Origin of the sequence: Paenibacillus sp. MMS18-CY102, from assembly GCF_009789195.1 — a bacterium.
GTDB lineage: Bacteria > Bacillota > Bacilli > Paenibacillales > Paenibacillaceae > Paenibacillus_T.
In genome coordinates this window covers 63,506-86,913 of sequence record NZ_WSTC01000010.1, presented here as the reverse complement: position 1 = coordinate 86,913, position 23,408 = coordinate 63,506, and the positions used below count along the sequence as shown (strand labels likewise).

Here is a 23,408-nt window from a genome sequence, read left to right as displayed (position 1 = left end):
ATCATAATGGTGAACTGCCTTGACATTCATGCGCGATTGGAGATAGTATTTTCTTATTAGGATTAATTTCCCAAACGATTTTGATCGCTGTTTCGGCACGTCAGAATAATAGTGGAATGTCATACGGCGGGTGTTGCCAGTAGTGTGCGCGAACGAGCGCGCAGACGACATGGCAGAGCTATGCCCGAATGTTTATGGAACTGCCGCTTTAAGGTCTTTATCGGGCCTTGGAGCGGCAGTTTTTTTGTTTAAAGGGTAGACAGGCTATTGCTCCAGAAAATCAGGGTGGTACATCATAATGGAAATGAACGAAATGGCTGGCTATGAAATATTTATGCTCCGAGTGAGTTCGGGCAATATCATTAATCAAGTCTATATCATTGTCGATTCCTATACGGGCAAGACGGCTATAGTAGACCCAGCCTGGAATATGGAGCTTATTGAAGCAAAGCTGGCTCGGCTCGGAGCCGTTCCAGAGATGATTCTGCTTACCCATTCCCACGAGGACCATGTTCAGCTGGCGGATCCATTGGCTCGCAAATTTGGCGTTAATGTCTATATGTCCAGAAGGGAAGCCGACTATTACCGATTTGGCTGCACGAATTTGCATCTATTGGATGATGGCGCTACCGTGTGGCTTGGCCGGACCGCCATTACGGGCCTACTAACCCCGGGCCATACTGCAGGGGGCATGTGCTATAAGCTAGAAGGCAGCCTTTTTACAGGCGACACGGCTTTTATCGAGGGCTGCGGCATATGCAATCTGCCAGGCGGATCGCCCGACGACATGTTCGACAGCATCCAGCGCATCAAGCGAGTGGCGGACGCTTCTGTCCGCGTGTACCCGGGCCATTCTTTTGGAGAGAAACCGGGGCAAACGCTCGGCCATCTGCTTTCGAACAATGTTTATTTCATTCTCGAAAACCGGGATACTTTCGTCAAATTTCGCATGCGCAGCAATCAGTCGCGGCTATTTCATTTCCAATAGAAGTCTAATATGAAGGCTATAAGGGAGAGAGCTATATGGCACACGGCCAACAGGCAACGAAAGGAAGCGATATTGCGATTATCGGATTGGGAGGAAGATTTCCACAATCCATCGACTATCAGTTGTTTTGGCGCAAGCTGATGGATGGGGCGAATCTCATCGAACCGGTTCCGGCAAGCCGTTGGGACCATCGGAGATATTGCGAACCGGAACAGCAAGCGGCGTTTGTGCCCAATAAAACGAGATGCCAGCACGGCGCATTCGTGCCGGAGCATGACCGTTTTGACGCATCATTTTTTCATATTCGGCCGGAGGAAGTGCTCGCGCTTGATCCACAGGAGCGGATTGCGCTGGAGACAGCTTGGACTTGTATGGAGGATGCAGGGTATACTCCGGCAAGCCTAGGCACGGATGTTGGTTTGTTCTGCGGCATTACCTATGGGGAATACCAGAAGCTGCTGCCGATATCGAGCCATTCTTATATGTTAAATAACCGAATTGCTTACTTTTTTAATTTTCAGGGGCCGAGCTTTACGACCGATGCCGGCTGCTGTTCTTCGCTTGTGGCGCTGCATCTCGCTTGCCGAAGCTTGCAAAGCGGCGATTGCCGCACCGCGCTTGTGACCGGAGCGAATCTGATCGTGCATCCCGACCATTACGCAACCGCCTCCTATATGCTCTCATCCTCCAGCGAGCCGCATTCAAGCCCGTTCGGCAACGATGACGGCTGGGTGCCTGCGGAAGGCGTCGTATCGATGCTGCTCAAACCGCTAGAACAAGCCCAGCAGGATCGCGACCATATTTATGGCATCATCAAATCCAGCCATATTCGCAATGAAGGAAAAACATCATGGTTTGGCGCATTTAATCCGAACCGCCAGGCGGCGTTAATGGAGGAGCATTTTCGAAAATCCGGCATTAGGCCGGAAACGATCAGCTATGTGGAGGCTGCTGCGAACGGATCGCCGCTAGGTGATGCCATTGAGCTGGAAGGGCTGCGTACAGCATTCCGCTCATTTACGGACATGCGCGGCATCTTTCCTGTTGGCACGGTAAAGTCGAATGCCGGTCACGGCGAATCGGTGTCGACGATGCTTCAGCTGACGAAGCTGCTGCTGCAGTTCGAGTCGGAAAAGCTGCTGCCGCTGCTGCGGCTGGACAGCGTAAATCCGAATCTGCGAATGGAGGACAGCCCCTTTTACTTGCTGCAATCCGTTCAGGAGTGGAAGCGGCCTTCGTTCCAGATCGGCACCGAGCGGATGGAAGCGCCAAGGCGCGCTACGATATCGTCGTTCGGGGCAGGCGGCGACATGGGCCATTTGATATGTGAAGAGAATGCGGAGACGGATGGGGAGCGGACGCCGCTGGCCCAATATTTCTTTCCGTTATCCGCTCCGTCACAGGAGCAGCTTGCCGAGCTAGTGAATCGGTTAATACGATTTTTTGCGGATGAGATGCCCATGCATGCCCGTTACGCTAATCGTTATTCGCCTGAAAATGTGATGTTTACGCTTTGTACAGGGCGAATTGCTTATGCGGAGCGTATGGCCATTATGGCTGATAGCCTCGAATCATTCATTAGCCAGCTAAGGGAATGGGAGCAGGGGCAAACAACAAGCGGGCGAATCATCCGGTCGACGGAGCAAGCGGGATTAAAGGATGCTGGTGCAGCCGATAAGGCGGCAGTATGGATGGAAGAGCAGAATTGGCCGAAATTGGCGAAGCTATGGGTTTCTGGAGCGGAACTGCTCTGGGAGCCTTTTTTCCGTTCGCTGCATGTCACTAAGGTTTCGTTGCCCGGCTACCGATTCCAACGCCAGCACTTCCCGATTGCGCCTGTTGAAGCACGAGTTGATTCCCCGGGGAATGCAGCTACGGCTGTATCAGCGGGCGTTGATCCACATGCAGCGGCGGCAGCAGGCAATGGCGACCGGCCATCGCGAGCGGTGAAGCCGTCCAGCGAGCCGAAGCAGACGAGTGCAGAAGCTTGGTTTATCGGACTGTTCGCTGAGGCGCTGGACGTTCCGGCATCGGCACTAACGATAGATTCTGAACTAGGTGAATACGGCTTCCAATCATCTTCCGTGCTTGCTGCATCTTTACGTTTAGAAGAGCAGTTTGGCTCTTTTCCGAAGACGATATTTTTTGAGTATCAAACGATTGGGGCATTCATTGCCTACTTTGAACGCGAATGCCCTAGCCAGATGCAGGCACTGTCGAAGGATGGCGTGACCATGCCGCATGCGAAGCATGAAGCGGAACGGCCAGAAGCGGAATCGATCGAGAAGTTGGCGAAAGCCATTTTGTCAGGAGAAGTAACGGCGGATTGGGTCATCCAAAAAATATAATCGGCGAGGTTATAAACGATGAAAGAAGCCATAATTGGTTCGATTCTGCACAGCGTCAGGGAAGGGCTCATTGCCAAGGAAACAGGTGTCCAGCTATGCTACGACATTAAAAATATGGAAGTGCCAGCTGCGCATGAGCCGTCTAGCGAGAAAGATATTGCGATCATAGGCTTGGCGGGAAGCTACCCGAAAGCCCGGAATATGGAGGAGCTTTGGTTTCTGCTGAAAGAGGGCAGGGACGCTGTTTCCGAATTGCCTGCTGAACGGCAGGAAAGATGGGGCGGCTACGGCAAGAATGAAACGGGCGAATCTAGGGCAGCGGGAAGCGCCATCTATGGCGGATTTCTTGACGGGATCGATGAGTTCGATCCGTTGTTCTTCAATATTTCGCCGCTCGAAGCCGAGCTGATGGACCCTCAGGAACGGTTGTTTTTGCAAACAGCATGGGAGGCACTGGAGGATGCCGGGTATTCCCGTAATGCATTGCGCACGCAAGGCGATGGGAAAATCGGGGTGTTCGCAGGGGCCACTTGGCAAGAGTACCAGCTGTACACCGATACGGTAAACGGGGGAGCGGAATCGCCTCTCATTACGAATCTTTCGAACATTGCGAATCGCGTGTCGTACTATTTTGATTTTAAAGGGACTTCCCTCACGGTCGACACAGCTTGTTCCTCGTCCTTGACGGCTATCCATCTCGCTTGCGAGAGTTTAATAAACGGCAGCAATACGATGGCGCTTGCGGGCGGCGTCAATGTATCCGTCCATCCGAACAAATATGCGGCGTTATCCCGTTTCCAATTCACCTCGTCCAAAGGGCGCTGTGAAAGCTTCGGAGCCGGGGGCGACGGTTATGTGCCGGGTGAAGGGGTAGGGGTTGTTGTACTAAAACCGCTTCAGCAAGCAATCGCCGACAATGACCATATTTATGGCGTTATCAAAAGCTCTGCCATTAATCATGGCGGCAAGAGCAATGGCTATACTGTCCCTAATCCAGCTGCCCAAGCGCAAGTGATTGGTGCCGCATGGGAAGAGGCTGGATTTGATCCTGCAACGATCAGTTATATCGAAGCGCACGGAACGGGCACAGCGCTTGGTGATCCGATCGAGATTGCGGGATTGGGCACGGCGATGCGCATGTTTTCGCAAGAGCGGCAATTTTGCGCCATCGGCTCGGTGAAATCCAATATTGGGCATTGCGAGAGCGCGTCGGGCATTGCAGGCTTGGCGAAGGTGCTGCTTCAGATGAAGCATGGCCAGCTTGTCCCCTCCCTTCATGCGGATACGCCGAATCCGGACATCGATTTTGATAGGAGCCCTTATAAAATTCAAACGAGCCTTGGGGAGTGGGAGCGCCCTGTTATCGATGGCAAGCAGCAGCATAGAAGGGCAGGCATTTCGTCATTCGGGGCGGGAGGCGCTAATGCCCATCTCGTCGTGGAAGAATATTGGCCGGCATCGGCTGGGGCAGAGCACGAAGATGGAGCAGGCAATTCTGGTACTGAGCTTTCCATTATCGTGTTATCGACCAAAAGCCAAGGGCAATTGATCGAGCTGGCGCATCGGTTGCTGGATTGGCTGGAGCATAACGAGGCTGGTGACGACCAGTTGCCCCATATCGCTTATACGTTACAAATGGGGCGGGATGCGTTGGAGCATCGATTGGCGATTCCGGCATGCTCCATTCGGGAATTGCATGGGAAGCTAAGCAGCTTTGTTATGGGTAAAGGCAATTTGGCTGAATCGGGGGTTTATAGCGGAAAAGTTAAGCGGGCGGGGAAGCGAGCAGCGGAAACCGAAACGGCACTGGCGGAGCAGCCGTTGTCCGGTGACCCGGAGAGAGCGGCGGCTGAGGGGCTGGCGATCCAATGGACGAACGGCGAGGCTGTGGCATGGGAACGCCTGCATGATGGCGATCGGCGTCGCCGGGTAAGCCTGCCTACTTATCCGTTCGCGCGAGAGCGCTACTGGGTGGCAGTCAAGCCGATTGGCGGAGGGAACGATGGACGGCTCCTCGGGGATAAAGCTGTCCTCTCTGCGGGCCATGGTGAGGCGATTGCACCTAGCGAAGGCACAGGCGAAGGCAATGCAGCTGAGCTGCTAATGCTTGAACCGTGCTGGCAAGAGCATGATCAGCCGGTTGCTACTGAAGATACGCCGGCCTATGGCTTGCACATTGTGCTGCTATGCGGACAGCGTGCTGCGATTAACGGGGATGAGCTTGCAGCGAATCTTCGCGCACTATCGCCGGCTAGCGAGGTTCGATGCGTGAAGGCTGCCATCGGGGAAGAGCCCGAGGATATTATATCGGCCTTCCATCGGCATGCCAGCCTGCTATTCGCGGAGATTCAATCGGAATTCCGCCAAAAGCGCAGCACGAAGGTGTTAGTGCAAGCAGTCGTCGCAGGTGAGAGAGAGGGCAGGCTGCTGGCAGGGCTTGCCGGCATGCTTCGCTCCGCTCGTTTGGAAAACCCGAGATTGACGGGCCAAATGATCGAGCTGGCTGGCGCGGAAGATGAAGCAGGGCTTGCCCAGAAGCTTGCTGAGAGCGGCAAAGCGGGCAGCAGGCATCATATTCGGTACAGCGCTGGTAGAGGGTACACGGCTGGATGGCGTTTCGCCAACGCGGCTGGTGCTAGTGTGGGGACTGCGGCCATGCCTTGGAAAGAAGGCGGCGTCTATCTCATCACTGGCGGCGCTGGCGGCCTTGGCCTGTTAGTTGCCGAAGCGATTGCTCGCGAAGCGCGCTCCGCATCCATTTATTTGGCCGGGCGCTCGCCATTGGGAGCTGTTCAGGAAGGCAAGCTGGAACGGTTGCGTGCGATGGGCGCTACGGTTCATTACCGCAGGGCGAATCTGGCTAGCCAATCGTCGGCGGAGCAGTTAATTGAAGGAATCGCCAGCGAATGTGGCGGCCGCTTGAACGGCATTATTCATGCAGCAGGCATTACGCGGGATAGCTACGTTATTAAGAAGACGGAGCAGGATTTGCACGCGGTGCTGGAGCCGAAGGTCGATGGGCTCGTTCATTTGGATGAAGCCAGCCGCGACATTCCACTCGACTTCTTTATCTTGTTCTCATCGGGAGCGAGCGCGCTCGGCAATATCGGCCAGACAGATTACTCGGCAGCCAATGGTTTTATGGACGCTTACGCCCAGTACAGGAGCGGGCTGCAGGCTGATGGACGACGGAGCGGGCGTACGCTTTCCGTGAATTGGCCGTTATGGAAAGACGGGGGCATGCACGTAGATGCAAGCACCGCTGCCATGATGGAAAGAACGACAGGCATGGTCCCGATGCGCACAGCAAGCGGGCTGTTTGCGTTGTATGCCGGGCTGCAAGGAACGGCAAGCCAGCTCTTCGTAATGGAAGGCGATCTTGCGAAAATGACGGGTTATATGTTAGGCGGCACCAAGCCGGAGCAGCAGGAGACGCAAGCCGCTGTGCCGGACAACATCCCGTTGCCGGCTGATATTGCCCGCAGCGTAGAGGGCGTGCTGAAGCAGATGCTGTCGGACGTGACGAAGCTTCCCGTTGCCCGGATTGATGCCGAGGAGCCGCTCGAGAGCTACGGCATCGACTCGATCATGATCACGCAATTAAACATGAAGCTGGAGGAAGCGTTCGGCGAAGTTTCAAAAACGTTGTTTTTTGAATACTTGGCGCTTGATGCGCTTGCCGAATATTTGGTTGCCGACTACCCGCAGGATTGTTTGCGCCTTTGTGGCCTTCAGGCGGCCACGGATGGGGCAGCGGACGGTAAAGCGGCGGCTCCCGGACGGGCGGCGGAGCCGCAAGTACCCCAAGGGCATGCTGCAGTTGCCGCTAACGCCCGCCAGGAGCAGCTTCCCTTGCCATATGCGGAGGCGACGCGGGAGCCAATCGCGATAATCGGCATTAGCGGCCGATATCCGCAAGCGGATTCGCTTGAACAATTTTGGAATAATCTCGCCAGCGGCACGGATTGCATAACGGAAATTTCACCGGAGCGTTGGCCGGTGGAAGGCTTTTACGAGCCGAATAAGGATGAGGCTGCCGCGCAGGGCAAGAGCTATAGCAAATGGGGCGGATTTCTCGACCGGTTTGCCTCATTTGATCCGCTATTTTTCCAAATGTCGCCCCGCGAAGCCGCTTATATCGATCCACAGGAGCGATTGTTAATCGAAGAGTGCTGGGCAGCCATGGAGGATGCAGGCTACACGAGAGAGCGCGTGGCGAGCACGGTTAACCGGCGCGTAGGCGTGTTCACGGGCATTACGAAGACGGGCTATGAGCTGTATGGCGCAGAGCTATGGAAGAAAGGGGACTATGCGTTTCCCCACACCTCATTCGGCTCGGCGGCAAATCGGATTTCCTATTTGTTTAATTTGCAAGGGCCAAGCATGCCGATCGACACGATGTGCTCCTCTTCGTTGACAGCCATCCATGAAGCGTGCGAGCACTTGTACCGCGGGGAATGCGAAATGGCCATTGCAGGCGGAGTTAACTTGTATTTGCATCCGTCTGGTTACGTGAAACTGTCCTCGCTAGGCATGTTATCCGCAGAAGGGCGCTGCCGAACATTCGGCCAGGGAGCGGATGGCTTTGTTCCCGGAGAGGGTGTCGGAGCGGTTATTTTGAAGCCGTTATCGAGCGCGGTGCGCGATGGAGACCAGATTCACGCTGTCATTCGGGGAACGGGCATTAATCACGGTGGCAAAACGAACGGTTATACAGTGCCGAATCCAACCGCCCAAGCTGAGCTGGTTCGGACGGTGCTGGACCGTGCGGGGGTGGATGCCCGGGCGGTTAGTTATATTGAAGCGCATGGAACGGGCACCGAGCTTGGGGACCCGATTGAAATTACAGGGCTTTCGCAGGCATTCCGGAAGGATACGAAGGATACGGGCTTCTGTGCGATTGGATCAGCGAAATCAAACATCGGCCATTTGGAGGCAGCAGCGGGCATTGCGGGTTTGGCGAAAGTTATTTTGCAAATGCGCCATCGTAAGCTGGTTCCTTCGCTTTATGCGGATAAGCCCAACCCGAACATTCCGTTCGCCAAAACGCCATTCACTGTGCAGCAGGCGCTCACGGATTGGAAACGCCCGATTGTAGAAGTGGGCGGGGAACGAGTAGAGTGCCCGTTAATCGCAGGCATCTCATCGTTCGGCGCGGGAGGGGCGAACGCCCATCTCCTCGTTGAAGAATATGTAAGCGATAGCGGCATGGATGGGAGTGCGGGGGCGCGGGCAGTCGGTCCTGTAGCCGTTATATTGTCTGCGCGCAATGCGGGGATGCTTGCGAAGCAAGCGCAGGGCTTGTTAGGGCGGCTGCAAAACGGCGGGCTCACAGACAATGATTTGGCTAATATGGCGTATACGCTTCAAATCGGCCGGGAAGCAATGGAGGAGCGGTTAGGGCTGGTTGTTTCCTCCGCCCAAGAGCTGTCCTCGAAGCTGGAACGCTTCTTGAATGGCGGGGAAATCGGGGAAGGCATGTATGTCGGCCAAGCGGTGCGAGGGCAGGGATCGGCAGAAGCGGCTCTAGGCGATGATGGCCTGGGGCATTCGGCCGAATCGTTGCTGTCGAATCGGCAATATGGAAAGCTGCTCGAAAGTTGGGTGAAAGGCATGAAAGTGGATTGGCGGCGATTGTACGACGGCGGCGATTGCCCGAGGACAATCAGCTTGCCAACCTATCCTTTCTCAGGGGCGCAATATTGGTTGAAGGAGATGGGCATCGACGCGCCAAAGTGGCAGCAGCCATCCCTAGGGCGGGCAGTGGCCGGCGATTCGAAGGCGATCGGAGGATCCCGGGAAGAGCGGCACCCGATGGTGCAACGGAACACGTCCACTTTAGCGGGCTTGCGGTTTAGCGCCGTCTTTACGGGCGATGAGTGTTTCTTAGATGACCATCGGGTACAAGGAAAACGGATATTGCCGGGTGTCGCTTATTTGGAGATGGCCTATGCTTCCGTGCTCGCCGTTCTCGACGCAGAGTCGTTGGCAGACCTTCGCGATGGCCGGTTACGGCTTAAATTATCGAACATTGCATGGCTGCGCCCGCTGGAGGCCGAAGGCAAGCAGGTGGACGTGCATATTGCGCTTGAGCTGGAAGACGATGGGGAAATTGCGTTCAAAATTTATACGGAAAACGAAGCCGGAGAAGTGGTTCATGGGCAAGGCAACGCCAGCTTGCATGAAACAGGGCAACTAGAGCCGGCGGATTGGGCGGCCATTAGCGCCAGATGCGCAAACCGCTACTCGGCGGAGCAGTGTTATAGCGCCTTCTCGTCGCTTGGCATCGCGTATGGCCCTTCCCATAGAGGGGTGGCTGGCCTTCAGGTTGGCCAGGGCGAATTGCTCGCTGAGCTGGCATGGCCTCGCGAAGCCGAAGCGGCGCGATCCGAATATACGATGCATCCGGGCATGCTGGATTCCGTCTTGCAGGCAGCGATTGGCTTCTCTATTGATAATGCGTCTGCCGCGCCTTCCCTTCCGTTCGAGCTGTCTGAGCTGGAAATTGTCGGGGATTGCAGCAGCATGTCCATGGCATGGCTTCGCTATAGCGATCAGGGGGATCACAATCGCCCAATCAAGCTGATTGATATCGATATTGCCGATCAAGATGGAAATATCTGCTTGCGCCTGCGTGGCTTCGCGTCGCGTGCGAAGGAAATGAAGCGCTTGGAAGAGAGCGGGTTCGAAGAAAAGTTGATGCTTGCGCCGGTTTGGGATAGGGCCGTCCTTGAGGAACAAGGTGAGGCTTCGGGCCTGGACGAGCCTGTATGGATAATTGGCGATTCGGGAGCGCTTCGAGACGCGCTGCGCAGCAACTATCCGGACGCATGCGTAACGGAACCGAACGGTTCGGTTGCGATTGAGGAATGGGCTGATGAAGCGGGAAATGCCGGCGTTATTGGCCGCATCATCTGGCTAGCGCCTTCGTTCGATCCCGTATCGAATAACGCGGATCGCACGGCGTATGATTCGCCTGTGCTGCAATTGTTCCGGTTTATGAAAGGGTTATTGCGTGCGGGCTGGGACACGCGTGATTTGAGATGGACGGTCGTGACCGAGCGGGCGGTAACGGCAAGGGCAAAAGATGAGCCGAATCCAGCGCATGCAAGCTTGCATGGGCTTGTTGGCTCTGCGGCCAAAGAGTATGGCAACTGGAGCTTCCAGCTTATTGACTTAGACGGGGGCACGGTGCCGATGGATGGCATGCTGGCATTGCCAAGCGATCCCGAAGGCGAGCCATGGGTTTATCGGGACGAAGCGTGGTATCGGTCTAAATTGGTGCCGGTTCGCTTCCCTGCGCAATCCGCCCGCAGCGGGTATCGGCAAGGCGGCGTTTATGTCGTTATAGGCGGCGCTGGAGGCATCGGCGAAGTGTGGACGGATTATATGCTTCGCAGCTATCAAGCCCAAATCGTTTGGATTGGGCGCAGGCCGTTGGATGAAACGATTCAGCACAAGCTGGACAAGCTCTCGCTGCTAGGTCCTGTACCTCACTATATCGCGGCGGATGCGGGGGATGAGCAGGCGCTAAGGCATGCTATCGCCGAAACGAAGGCGCGGTTCGGTTCGATTCATGGCGTCGTGCATTCTGCGATTGTGCTGCTTGACCAGAGCTTGGCGAACATGGAAGAGGAGCGGTTCAAGGCGGGGCTTGCCGCGAAGGTTGATGTCAGCATCGCCATGGTGCAAGCGTTCAAGGGCGAAGCGCTTGATTTTATGCTGTATTTCTCCTCGATGCAATCATTCTCGAAGGCGGCAGGGCAGAGCAATTACGCTTCGGGCTGTACGTTCAAGGATGCTTACGCGATCCGGACAGGGCAACAGTTAGGCTGTGCGGTGCGTGTGATGAACTGGGGCTATTGGGGCAGCGTTGGCATTGTGTCGTCGGATGCTTATAAGCAGCGCATGGCGCAAGCGGGAGTGGGCTCCATTGAGCCGGATGAGGCAATGGAAGCGCTGGAGGCATTAATGGCCAGCCCGATTAATCAGCTTGCTTTTATGAAATTGACAGCAAAACCGAAGGCAAAGGACGGCGTCGAAGAGTGGATCAGCGTGCCTGAACAAGCCGTGGCGCCGAGCATCGCAAATATGCTGTCGGGCGTGAGCATGCCGCCAATGCCGATGAAGGGCAAGGCCTTGGCAGTGGAGGATAGCCGTGAGGCTGAAATTTTGCAAGCCCTGCTGCAAGCAACGGCGCGGGTTTTGCACGTGACAGCGGAGGAAATCGACCCAGACGCTGATTTGGACGACTGGGGCGTTGATGCCGTAACGTTGGCTGGATTGGCCGAAGCATGGAGCTGTGAAAGCGGCGTGGAGGTGACTTCTGGAGTGTGCCTTGCATGCGCGACGTTACGGAATATATCGAAATATGCGGCAGCCCGGCATCAACATCAGGAGCTTCCAGCGGCGGATAACGGGGCGGCGCCAGCTTTTGTGCGGCTATAAATGGGATGAAGGTAGAGAGGGGATCGGGAATGGAGAAAATCGACGAACTGCTGTGCCGGCTTTTATGGTCGCAATTGCGCGAAGCCGGCATGTTCAGGGCGGAACGCGCGACGCTTAGCCAGATGAAGCAAGCGGCTGGCTTACATCCGATGTATGATCGCTGGCTGGAAGAAACCATTCGGTTGCTGTCCGAAATCCAGTTTGTACGCATGGAGGGCGACACCTGTGTGGCCGTCCAGCCGCCAGCGGACGATGATATCAAGGCCTTGTGGCAGCAATGGGAATCGTCAAAGGCAGAGTGGATGGGCGACCCGGATATGCGGTCACAGGTTCGATTAGTCGAAACGACGATGCGGGAGCTGCCGGCTATTGTGACGGGTAAAACGCCGGCAACGGAAGTGATGTTTCCGAATTCCTCGATGGAGCTTTTGGAAGGCGTGTACAAAAACAATAAAGTGGCGGACTACTTTAACGAGGTGGTCGCTAACATCGCGGCGGCTTATGTTGCAAACCGCATAAAGCAGGAGCCGCACGCCAGCATTCGCATGCTGGAGATCGGCGCTGGCACAGGCGGCACAAGCCAGATGGTGTTCAACAAGCTGGAGCCGTTCAAAGCGCATATCGGTGAATATTGTTATACCGACATTTCACGGTCATTTCTCATCCATGCTGAACAGCAATATGGGCCGCAGGCGCCTTATTTGGCATATAAGCTATTTAATGCCGAACAGCAGCCGACGGACCAAGGCATTGCGGAGGGCGAATACGATATCGTCATCGCAACGAATGTTCTGCATGCTACACGCAATATGCGCGTGACGATGCGCAATACGAAGGCGTTGCTGCGCAAGAACGGCATGCTCCTCGTGAATGAGATGAACGGGAACACGCTGTTTACGCATTTGACGTTCGGCTTGCTTGAGGGCTGGTGGCTATATGAGGACCCAGAGCTTCGTGACCAAGGCTGCCCAGGGCTATCGCCGGAAGCTTGGGAGCGGGTATTGGAAGCGGAAGGCTATCGGTCGATAGCCTTCCCAGCCGTTCAAGCGCATGGGCTTGGGCAGCAAATTATCGTGGCAGAGAGCGATGGAATGATCCGCAGGCAGCAAGCCGTCGGCAACAGCGAGCCTAAGCGAGTGAAAGCAGCCCCAACGCCGAGCAGCCGCTCGGAGGAGGAGGCGCAATCGCCGAAGCTTCAGCCTTCTAGCGCGGGTTCGGATGAATTATTGCGCGAGCGGGCGCTCGTTCAGGTGAAGAAGCTGGTCGGGGAAACGTTCCGCATTCCAGCCGACCAGATTAATGGGTCTGCTCCGCTAGAGGAGTACGGGCTGGACTCCATCTTGGTTGTGCAGTTGACGAATGCGTTTCGCAAAGTGTTTACGGGCGTAACGAGCACGCTGTTTTTCGAATGCCGGACAACGCTGGCGTTGGTGGAGCATTTCATGCGTACGCAGCGGGAGCAATTAGCGGCGTTCGCAGGCGTATCTGCATCAGCGGCTGCACCGGAGCTGCCGGATGCGGCGGCGGCTGGCCAGGAGGCATCAGCTAAAGCGCCGTCGCCGATCACGCCGAAGGGCGGGCTGAAGGCGGGCAAGTTTGGCCGGGCAGTTAGCCCGAAACCGGAGGCTAACCCAAGGCGAACTGAAACGCACCGAAGAGGGGAACAAGCCGCACAGCTACAAGAAAGCACACCTTGGGAAGGGGTCGCTATCATTGGTTTGGCTGGCCGCTACCCGGGCGCGCCTGATGTCGCCTCATTTTGGGACAATTTGAAGGCAGGCAAGAGCGGCATTGGGGAAATTCCCGCGGACCGTTGGGATTGGCGGGATTATTTTGATCCGAAGAAGGGCAAGAGAGGCGCGATGTATTCCAAATGGGGCGGGTTTATTGCGGATGCAGATAAGTTCGATCCCTTGTTCTTCCAAATATCTCCTGCTGAGGCGGAGCGCATGGACCCGCAGGAGCGAGTGTTCTTAGAAACGGTATATGCATCGATTGAGGACGCAGGCTACACGCCCGGTACGCTAGCAACGACACGCAAGATCGGTGTTTTTGCAGGCGTCATGAATGGCAACTACGCAACGGGACCGCTTTATTATTCGATTGCTAACCGGATTTCGTACCTGTTTAACTTCCAAGGGCCAAGCATGGCAATCGATACGGCTTGCTCGTCTTCGTTGACGGCCATCCATTTGGCGATGGAAAGCTTGCGCAGCGGCACCTGTGAAACAGCAATCGCAGGCGGCGTCAATCTCATTGTCGATCCGGTCCATTATTTGAAGCTTTCCGAGGTTACGATGCTGTCAGCGGGCGACCAATGCCGTTCGTTCGGCGCTGGTGCGGACGGTTTCGTCGATGCGGAGGGAGCCGGCGCAGCCGTGTTGAAGCCGCTTGCCCGGGCAATTGAGGATGGCGACCATATTTATGGCATTTTGCAAGGCAGCATGCTGAATGCAGGAGGGCGGACGCATGGCTACTCCGTCCCTAACCCTGTTGCACAATCGGAGCTGATTGCGGATGCGCTCGCCCGGTCGGGCGTGCATCCACGCGAGGTTAGTTACGTAGAAGCGCACGGTACGGGAACAGCGTTAGGTGACCCAATTGAAATTGCAGGGCTGGCCAGCGCCTTCCGCAGGCAAACCGGTGATACCGGATTTTGTGCCATTGGATCGGTGAAGTCGAATATCGGGCATTGCGAGAGCGCGGCTGGCATTGCTGGCATCACGAAAGTGCTGCTGCAAATGAAGCATGGCCTACTTGCGCCGTCTTTGCATGCGGACGAGACGAACCCGGAGATCGAATTCGGCCAAACGCCATTTTACCTGCAACGGGAACTTGCGGAATGGAATCGCCCTCAAGTAAGCCTGGACGGCAGTCCGGCAAAAGCTCGCCCGCGCATTGCGGGCATTTCGTCGTTCGGCGCGGGCGGCGCGAACGCGCATGTGGTTGTCGAAGAGTTCGTGGCTAGCGGGAACGATCAGTCCGCTTATGCCATCGATGCTGGGAATCCGGCTATTATTGTGCTGTCCGCCAAACGCCAAGAGCAATTAATGGCGCGCGTGCAGCGGTTAATGGCATTTATTCAGTCAGGGCAATTGGTTGACGGGCAGTTGGCCAATGCTGCATACACGCTGCAGGTGGGCCGTGAGGCGATGGAAGAACGGCTTGCGGTTATTGCGACATCGGTCCAGGATCTTTATCGCAAGCTGCAGCAGTTCGCGGATGGCGAGAAAAGCATTGAGGGCGTGTACTCGGGACAGGCCAAAAAAAGCGCGGATACCGTATCGTTGCTTAGCGCTGACGAGGAGCTTCAAGAAGCTGTTGCGAAGTGGCTACAACGAAAAAAATACGCCAAGCTGCTGGATTTGTGGGTGAAGGGGCTAACGTTCGATTGGAACAGCCTATATGAAAATGGAACGCCGAATCGAATCAGCTTGCCGGCGTACCCGTTTGCACGGGAGAGGTACTGGCTGGAGCGTAAAGACGCGGCATATGAGCCGGGCAGCCAGAACAAGCCTGCGCCGGCAATGCTGCATCCGCTTGTTCACCGCAACACTTCTGATTTAACCGAGCAGCGGTTTACGTCTGAATTTAGTGGGACGGAATTTTTTATTGCGGATCATGCCGTTAACGGAAGCCCGATGATGTCAGGAGCGGCGTGCCTAGAACTGGCGCGCACCGCGCTTGAGCTGTCCATCGGCAACCCTTTGCATGGTGCGGATGAGGCGGCTGGCGGGGATGAAATGGCTGGCCGTACGCTGCACCCCGTATTGCGTAATGTGATGTGGGACCGTCCGATTGTGGCGAACAGCCCAACTACTACAGTCCATATTGCAATCACGGCTGAAGATGAAGGAACGTTGGCCTTTGACATATATGGCAGCCATGCCAATGAAGAAGCTGCGGCGTTACGCGAGCTCGATCACTCGGCAGAAGAAATGGTTTACTGCCGGGGCGAAGCGTCGTTCGAAGCAGGCATTGCGCCTGCCATCCAATTGCCGGAATGGCAAGCGCGCTGCTCCACTAGAGCTATTACAGGCGAAGAGGTTTACGCCGCGTATGCATCGATGGGCATCGTATATGGCCCAGCGCATCAGGCGATCCGCATGTTATGGACCGGGGATGGCTGCGCGTTAGCTGAGCTGGAGCTTCCGCATGTCCAAGCAGCGGGCAACGAAGCATTCGTTATCCATCCTGGCATGCTGGATTCCGCGCTGCAAGCGGCACTTGGCTTGGTGATCGGCGCCGAAGGGGAGCAGAAGGCAGCGGTTCCATTCGCAGTGGATACCGTCGGCATTTACGCGCCATGCGATAGCCGCATGTGGGCAGTTGTAAGCCGTATTGAAGCGAATGGCAAGCAGTTGCTGAGCCGTTACGATATCGATCTCTGTGACCGGGAAGGGCGCGTATGCGTCCGGCTTCGGGGCATTATGGCGCGTGAGACAGGCAGCGGATTGGCTGGCCAGCTGGGCTTGCTGCTGTTGCAGCCTAAGTGGGATCGGAAGCCTGAGCCGCTCGTGGAATTGGCTGATTCGCATGACATTGGCGAGCGTATTATTGTGCTTGTTGATCCGCAGGAACGCGTTGTATCACATGTGGCGGCAGCGTTGCCGGGTGCGCGCTGCATAAGCCTGCAATCGCATGCATCCGATGTGGCGGGGCGGTTTGGCTCGTATGCTGAGCGGCTTCTCGCGGAGCTTCAGCATATTTTGAAGGAGAAGAAGCGCCGTAAGGCTGCTATTCAAACGGTCATATTCGCGGATGGCGAGTCGGAGGCGTTAGCCGGGCTGAATGGGTTAGTAGGCACGATCAGGCTGGAGGAGCCGAGCATCGCTGCGCAACTGCTAATCGTACAGGCGACGAATGGCACATGCCCGAGTGAGCCGAAAATTGTCCAAGCGCTGGAACAGCTCGTCCATATGCCAGAAGCAAGCTGCGTCCGCTTGGATGGGGAAGGGCTTGCCGTTGCAGGATGGGAAGCAGCTATGGACGGTTCGGAACAAGCAGTTCCATGGAAAGACGAAGGCATTTATCTCATCACCGGCGGGGCAGGGGCGCTGGGGATGCTCTTTGCTAAGGAGATTGCAAAGCATGCTGCTCGGGCAACGATTGTTTTGGCCGGTCGGTCCCTTAAAGGAAAACTTGATCAAGCATGGATACAGGAGCTTGAAGCTGCTGGCATAACTATCGTGTATAAGCAGGCAGATGTTGGCGTACGAAGCGAAGTGGAGCGGCTGCTGGCGGATATCGACCGCGAATATGGCCCGGTATGCGGCATTATTCATAGCGCAGGGGCGCTTCGCGATAATTATGTTTTGCGCAAGACGGCAGAGGAAATGCGGGAAGTATTCGCCCCCAAAGTATCGGGCACAGTCGCTTTGGACGAAGCGAGCGCATTGCTTGAATTGGACTTTTTCATTTGCTTCTCTTCTGGCGCGGCACTCGGCAACGTAGGGCAGGCGGACTATGCGGCTGCCAATGCATTTATGGACAATTACGCCCGATACCGGGCAGGAATGGTGAAGAAAGGGCTGCGGCACGGCAGAACGTTATCGATCAACTGGCCGCTCTGGCAAGAAGGAGCGATGCAGCTTGACGAGGAAACCGCGAAGCTGATGCGCACGCACACGGGAATGGCGGCAATGCCATCTGCAATGGGGATGGACGCCTTTTACCGAATCATGGCCTCAGATGCAACCCATTCAATGGCCATGTATGGGGATACGGAACGGCTGCGGCAAACATTCGTTGGTCCAGCAAGCCCACCGGCGAAGGAGCCGCGGGTGGATGCTCCGCTTGCCGCAGCGCCTCAACCAAGCATGGCGCTCGATTTGGAGCCCTCATTCCTTGACCGTGTAGCGGCCTATATAGCTGGACAGTTAGCGACCGTGCTCAAGCTGCCGCTTGATCGGCTGAATCTGGACACGGAGCTTGAGGCATACGGGATTGAGTCGATTACGATTATTAAGCTGACAAACTACTTGGAGCAGTCGTTCGGCACGTTGCCAAAGACGTTGTTCTTCGAGTACCGAACGGTTAGAACCTTGGCTGAATATTTCGCGTCGGAGCATCGGGGGCGGTTAATGGAGCTGCTGAATGAACCGGTGCGGATGCAGGCGGGAAGTGATGCACAATTGGGCGTTGCTTCAACCGAAGCAGCTAACTCCACTGCTAATGCTGCCGATCGCGCCGCTTCGGCGAATGGCTTCGATTATTCCCGCAGCAAACGGCGGGCATTAGCGGGCGGCTCGCGCCGCGGGCGCTATACGCCATCGGCTGGGCCAGCTTCATCTGCGGCATCCGCAGCAGGCCATTCCGACCAGGATATCGCGATCATTGGCATTGCTTGCCGATTCCCTGGCGCAGCAGATACGCAGCAGTTCTGGGACAATTTGAAGGCGGGGAAAGATTGCATTACCGAAATTCCGGCGGACCGGTGGGACCATAGCCAATATTTTGACCCCGTTAAAGGTAAACCGCATAAAACTTATACCAAGTGGGGCGGCTTTATCGATGGCGTGGACCGCTTCGATCCATTGTTCTTCCATATTTCGCCGCGTGAAGCCGAAGCGATGGACCCGCAGGAACGATTGTTTTTGCAGTGTGTCCACGAAACGTTAGAGGATGCGGGCTATACACGCGAGACGCTTGCCGGCAAAGGCCGGGGAACAGGCGGCACGGAAACGTCCGTCGGCGTTTACGTGGGTGTCATGTATGAGGAATATCAGCTCTACGGAGCGCAGGAAACGATGTGCGGGCGGCCGATGGCGCTGAGCGGGAATCCGTCTTCTGTGGCTAACCGTGTTTCTTATTATTTTAATTTCAATGGGCCAAGCATGGCGGTCGATACGATGTGCTCGTCTTCGTTGACAGCCATTCATTTGGCTAGCCAAAGCCTGCGTTTGCAAGAGTGCGATGTTGCCATTGCGGGCGGCGTGAACGTTTCTATTCATCCGAACAAATATTTGCAGCTTGGCCAGGGCAAATTCGCCTCAAGCATTGGCCGCTGCGTCAGCTTCGGTGAAGGCGGCGATGGCTATGTTCCCGGTGAAGGTGTGGGGGCGGTGCTGCTCAAGCCGCTTCACAAAGCCCAAGCGGATGGCGATCTCATCTATGGCGTGATCAAAGGGTCGTCGATTAATCATGGCGGCAAAACGAACGGCTACACCGTGCCGAATCCGGGCGCGCAATCGGCCGTCATCGAACGGGCTTTGCGCCATTCGGGCATCGACCCGCGCACGATCAGTTACTTGGAAGCGCATGGGACGGGCACTTCACTTGGCGATCCGATCGAAATTGCAGGGCTATCGAAGGCGTTCCGCCAGTGGACGGATGAAACAGGATTTTGTTCCATCGGATCGGTCAAATCGAATATCGGGCATTGCGAAAGCGCGGCAGGCATTGCGGGCCTTATCAAAGTGCTTCTGCAATTGAAGCATGGGGAGCTTGTACCGTCGCTCCATGCGGAGAAGCTTAATCCGAATATCGATTTTGGCGCAACCCCATTCGTTGTCCAGCGTGAGGGGACGAGCTGGGAGCGGCCGATCGTCGAGCGCAATGGCGTTAGCAGGGAAGTTCCCCGCCGGGCGGGCATCTCGGCTTTTGGAGCAGGAGGCTCTAACGCGCATCTCGTGGTGGAGGAATATGCTGCTGATCAGCAAGCAGTTGCCCAGTCGCCAACGGGTCCAGCCGTCGTTCTGCTGTCGGCGAAAAACGACGAGCGGCTGCAGGAGCGGGCAAGCCGGCTGCTGGCAACGATTCGCCGCGGGGCTATATCGCCTTCGCAGCTGCATGATGTAGCGTATACGCTGCAAATCGGGCGCGAGCCGATGGAGTCCCGTTTGGCGTTATTAGTTACGACGATGGCCGAGCTGGAGGCTAAGCTGGCTTCCATCGAAGCTGGCGAACCGTATGTAGCCGATGTTTATCGGGGGCAGCTTGATCAGAATAACGGATTGCTGGCTGACGATGAGGATATGCGGGTGACGATTGAAGCTTGGATAACCAAGCGGAAGTTTGCCAAAGTGATGGAGCTGTGGACAAGGGGATTGCAGGTTGATTGGAGCAAATTGTACAGCGGTGGCGCTGTGCCTCGCAGAATTAGTTTGCCGGGCTATCCGTTTGCTCAAGAACGCTGCTGGGCGCCAACGTTAAGCAATTACCCTATTTTATCGGAAACCGGCATGGCTAGCGCTCCGGTATCCCGGGGTTCGGGAAATCGTGACGGCGAGGAAGCCTTCGTCATGGCCCATAAACGTTGGGAGCCGTGTGGCGTTTCTCGCAAGAGCGATGCCGTAGATGGCGTTGTTGCGATTTTGTCGACGGACAGGACGCTTGCGCTAGCTGAGCAGTTGGCCAGCATGCTGCAAACGGCGCATATCGTCGTAGCATCTGGTTTCGATGCTTCATCCGTGCTTGGCGGCATGGACTGGCAGCAATACGGAGGCTGCATCGATCTGGTCGGCTGCGATCCGGGTGAACCAGATGATATTGCCGGGCTCGCTTGGGTTCAGCAATTAATCGACAACGGCCATAAGCGGGGCATGAAGCTTCTTGGTGTCACCCATGGGCTGGAACGGTTTGAAAATCAAGGCGAAATTCGCTTGTCAGGCGCAGCGCGGGCGGGTCTATACCGAATGCTTGGGCGTGAGTATAAGCATGTAACGGCCAGCCATCTCGATGCAGATTGCGCTTTGCAAGGGCGGGCGCTCGCCGCACAAATTGCCCAAGAGTTTGCATCTGATAGCGACGATGCGGAAGCATGCTACAGGGCAGGGGTTCGGTATCGCACTTATCTCGATGCTGAGCCTGCTGGCCTGATGGACCCTATTCAAGTGAATGCAAGCGCCGCGTTTCCGCCTAGCCATGTTTTGCTCGTAACGGGCGGCACGCGTGGGCTCGGCTATGCGGCTGCACGCTTTTTTGCCGAACACCGGGGAGTTAAGAAAGTAGTGCTGACCGGCCGTGAGCAGCTGCCGGACCGTTCGGACTGGGCGTGGCATGAAGCACAGCAGCCCGATTCCCCTATTGCAGCCAAAATCCGCGCCATACGCGCGTTAGAGGGTCTTGGGGCAGAGGTGCAGGTGTTATCGCTGCCGCTGGATAACCGGGAAGAAGTGAGGCGCAAGCTTCAGCAGATCAGGCAATCGCTTGGCCCTATTGGAGGGCTCATTCATTGTGCGGGGCTGACCGATAAGGAAAACCCAGCGTTTATCCGCAAGCCGGAGCAATCGATTAGAAAAGTGATGGAGCCGAAGGTGGCAGGGCTGCAGGTGCTGCTCGGTGAACTCACTGAACATGAGCATGAGCATGAGCTGCGGTTCGCTGTGCTTTACTCCTCGGTTTCGGCCATTATTCCTTCTCTTGCTGTAGGGCAGAGCGATTATGCAATGGCAAATAGTTATATGGATTACGTCGCGGAAGCGATGCAGGATCGGTTGCCGATCATCAGCATCCAGTGGCCGAATTGGAAGGAAAGCGGCCTGGGCGAAATTTCGGGCGGAGCTTATGCCCAGACGGGCCTGCTAGGCTTAACGGATAACGAAGGCTTGGCGTTGCTTGGCCGCATAATAGACGGTGAGCGTCCTGCCGTTGTTATGCCTGCCCGCATTCAACAAGCAAGCTGGGAGCCGAAGCGATTGCTGCAAGCCGGCCGTTCGCAGCAAGCCGTGCATGAACGATTGGGCAGCGCAGCAGTTGCGGCAGGCGCGGCTGGCATGCCGGGCATCCTCAGTGCGAGCCAGAAAACAACGGCTAGCCGTCAACGGGCAGGGACAGGTACACCAGTGGAGCGTGTCGGGCAATGGCTAACTGAGCTATTAGCCGAACAGCTCAAGCTGGATGCGGCGCGGCTGCAATGGGATAAGCCATTCCAAGATTACGGCATGGATTCAATTCTGTTAGCACAGGTTGTTACCCGATTGGACAAGGCGGTAGGAGAAGCCGTTGATCCGGGCGCTATGCTTGAGCATTCGACCATTCGGGCATTCGCGCATTATTTGATAGAGGCTTACCCGAAAGCAATGAATGCTATCGTGATGAAAGGCGAGCCTGTGGAAGCGCATGAGCCTGTTGAATTCCTTGAGGCTGCTGTGCAACAGCCAGTAAAGGAATGGCCGGCTGATGAAGAACTGCTGGGATCGATGCAGGTGCCGCTTCAAACGGCTGCGGGCCTCGCACCGTTCTCGGTCTCTAAGGCAGAACGGAATCAGGCTTCCGCACGCATCGCAATCGTAGGCTTGTCCTGCCACTTCCCAGATGCGCCGGATGCAGCTTCCTTCTGGTCAAACTTGGCGAATAGCAAAGATAGCATTCGGGAGATTCCGGTCGAACGCTGGAAGGGCCGCGGCGAGAATGGTGCGTTCCTAGAAGGCATTGAAAATTTTGATGCCGGTTACTTCAAAGTAACGGAGTCGCTTGCGGTTCAGATGGACCCGCTTCAACGGCAATGGCTCGAAGTTAGCGCGGAAGCGCTGGCAGATGCGGGCTATTCCAAATCCGATTTGTGGGGAAAACAGGTAGGGGTGTTCGTCGGCGCCCGCACTGGGGCATTCGCCCGGAAATTGAGAGGAAGCAAAAGCGACACGATTATCGGCACGGCGCAAAACTTTATCGGGGCGCATTTGTCCCATATCTATAATTTTAAAGGCCCGAACATGGTCGTCGATACGGCTTGTTCAAGCACACTGACGGCGATTCACCTCGCTGCGCGAAGCATTTTGTCGGGTGAATGTGAAGCGGCGCTTGCTGGCGGAGTCGATATTTTGGACGAGTCGGTTTATGAAGCGCTCGATGCCGCCAAAGTCATGTCCCCATCTGGCCGATGCAAAACGTTCGCTGCGGATGCGGACGGCATAGGGGTTGGGGAAGGCTGCGGCGTGCTGCTGCTCAAACGGCTGGAGGATGCGATTGCTTCCGGGGATAAAATTTATGGCGTCATTGACGGCTCAGCTGTTAATAATGATGGCAACACGATGGGCGTTACGACTCCGAACCCGGACGCGCAGCAAGAGCTGATTGAGCAAGCGATTACCAGCGCAGGCGTCGGACCGGAAACGATCGGCTATGTGGAGACGCACGGAACGGGAACATTAATCGGCGATCCATTGGAGCTCAAAGGGCTGACACGCATATTTAGCCGTTACGTCTCAGATAAGCAGATATGCGGCGTTGGCAGTGTCAAAACGAATATCGGCCATCTGTTAAGCGCGGCTGGCGCTGCCAGCGTCATTAAAGTGCTGCTTGCCATCATTCATGAACAATTGCCGCCGACGCTTAATTGCGATGTGCCGAATCCGCGCTTTAAATTCGAAGAGTCACCGCTGTTCCCAGTCAAGCAATTGATGGACTGGAAACCGAAGCAAGGCATACTCCGGGCAGGCATTAGCTCCTTTGGGCTTGGCGGCAACAACGCGCACATTCTGTTAAGCAACGAAGGCGTGCCCGAAGCGCTGAAGGCAACGCTGCAATCGAAATTGCCGATGCCTGCATACAACAAGCAGCGCTATTGGCCGGAGCCGCAGAAAGAAACGGCAAACGAGGCGGCCTGGCAGGGAGAGGAAACGGCCGATGCTGCATTTATGAGCTATTTTGATTCGGTCAAGGTGCAGTGGAAATAGAGGAGG

The 23,408-nt window shown here is 56.0% G+C and carries 4 protein-coding genes; all 4 read left to right on the top strand.

Annotated features, from left to right (window positions below; translation table 11 throughout):
• Nucleotides 1-298: 298 nt before the first annotated feature.
• The 4 genes from GON22_RS09350 to GON22_RS09335 are packed head-to-tail and all read left to right on the top strand — an operon-like array spanning nt 299 to nt 23,402.
• Entirely contained in the window at nt 299-988 is a 690-nt protein-coding gene (locus GON22_RS09350; protein ID WP_336604283.1) for an MBL fold metallo-hydrolase, read from the top strand.
• 35 nt (nt 989-1,023) lie between these two features.
• Nucleotides 1,024-3,336, top strand: coding sequence for a beta-ketoacyl synthase N-terminal-like domain-containing protein (locus GON22_RS09345; RefSeq protein WP_160395838.1), 2,313 nt, complete (start codon nt 1,024-1,026; stop codon nt 3,334-3,336).
• Between the two features lie 18 nt (nt 3,337-3,354).
• Nucleotides 3,355-11,784: an SDR family NAD(P)-dependent oxidoreductase gene (locus GON22_RS09340; protein ID WP_160395837.1), complete on the top strand. Its 8,430-nt coding sequence runs from the start codon at nt 3,355-3,357 to the stop codon at nt 11,782-11,784.
• A gap of 29 nt (nt 11,785-11,813) precedes the next feature.
• On the top strand, nt 11,814-23,402 hold the full coding sequence (locus GON22_RS09335; protein WP_160395836.1) for an SDR family NAD(P)-dependent oxidoreductase: 11,589 nt from the start codon (nt 11,814-11,816) through the stop codon (nt 23,400-23,402).
• Nucleotides 23,403-23,408 lie beyond the last annotated feature (6 nt).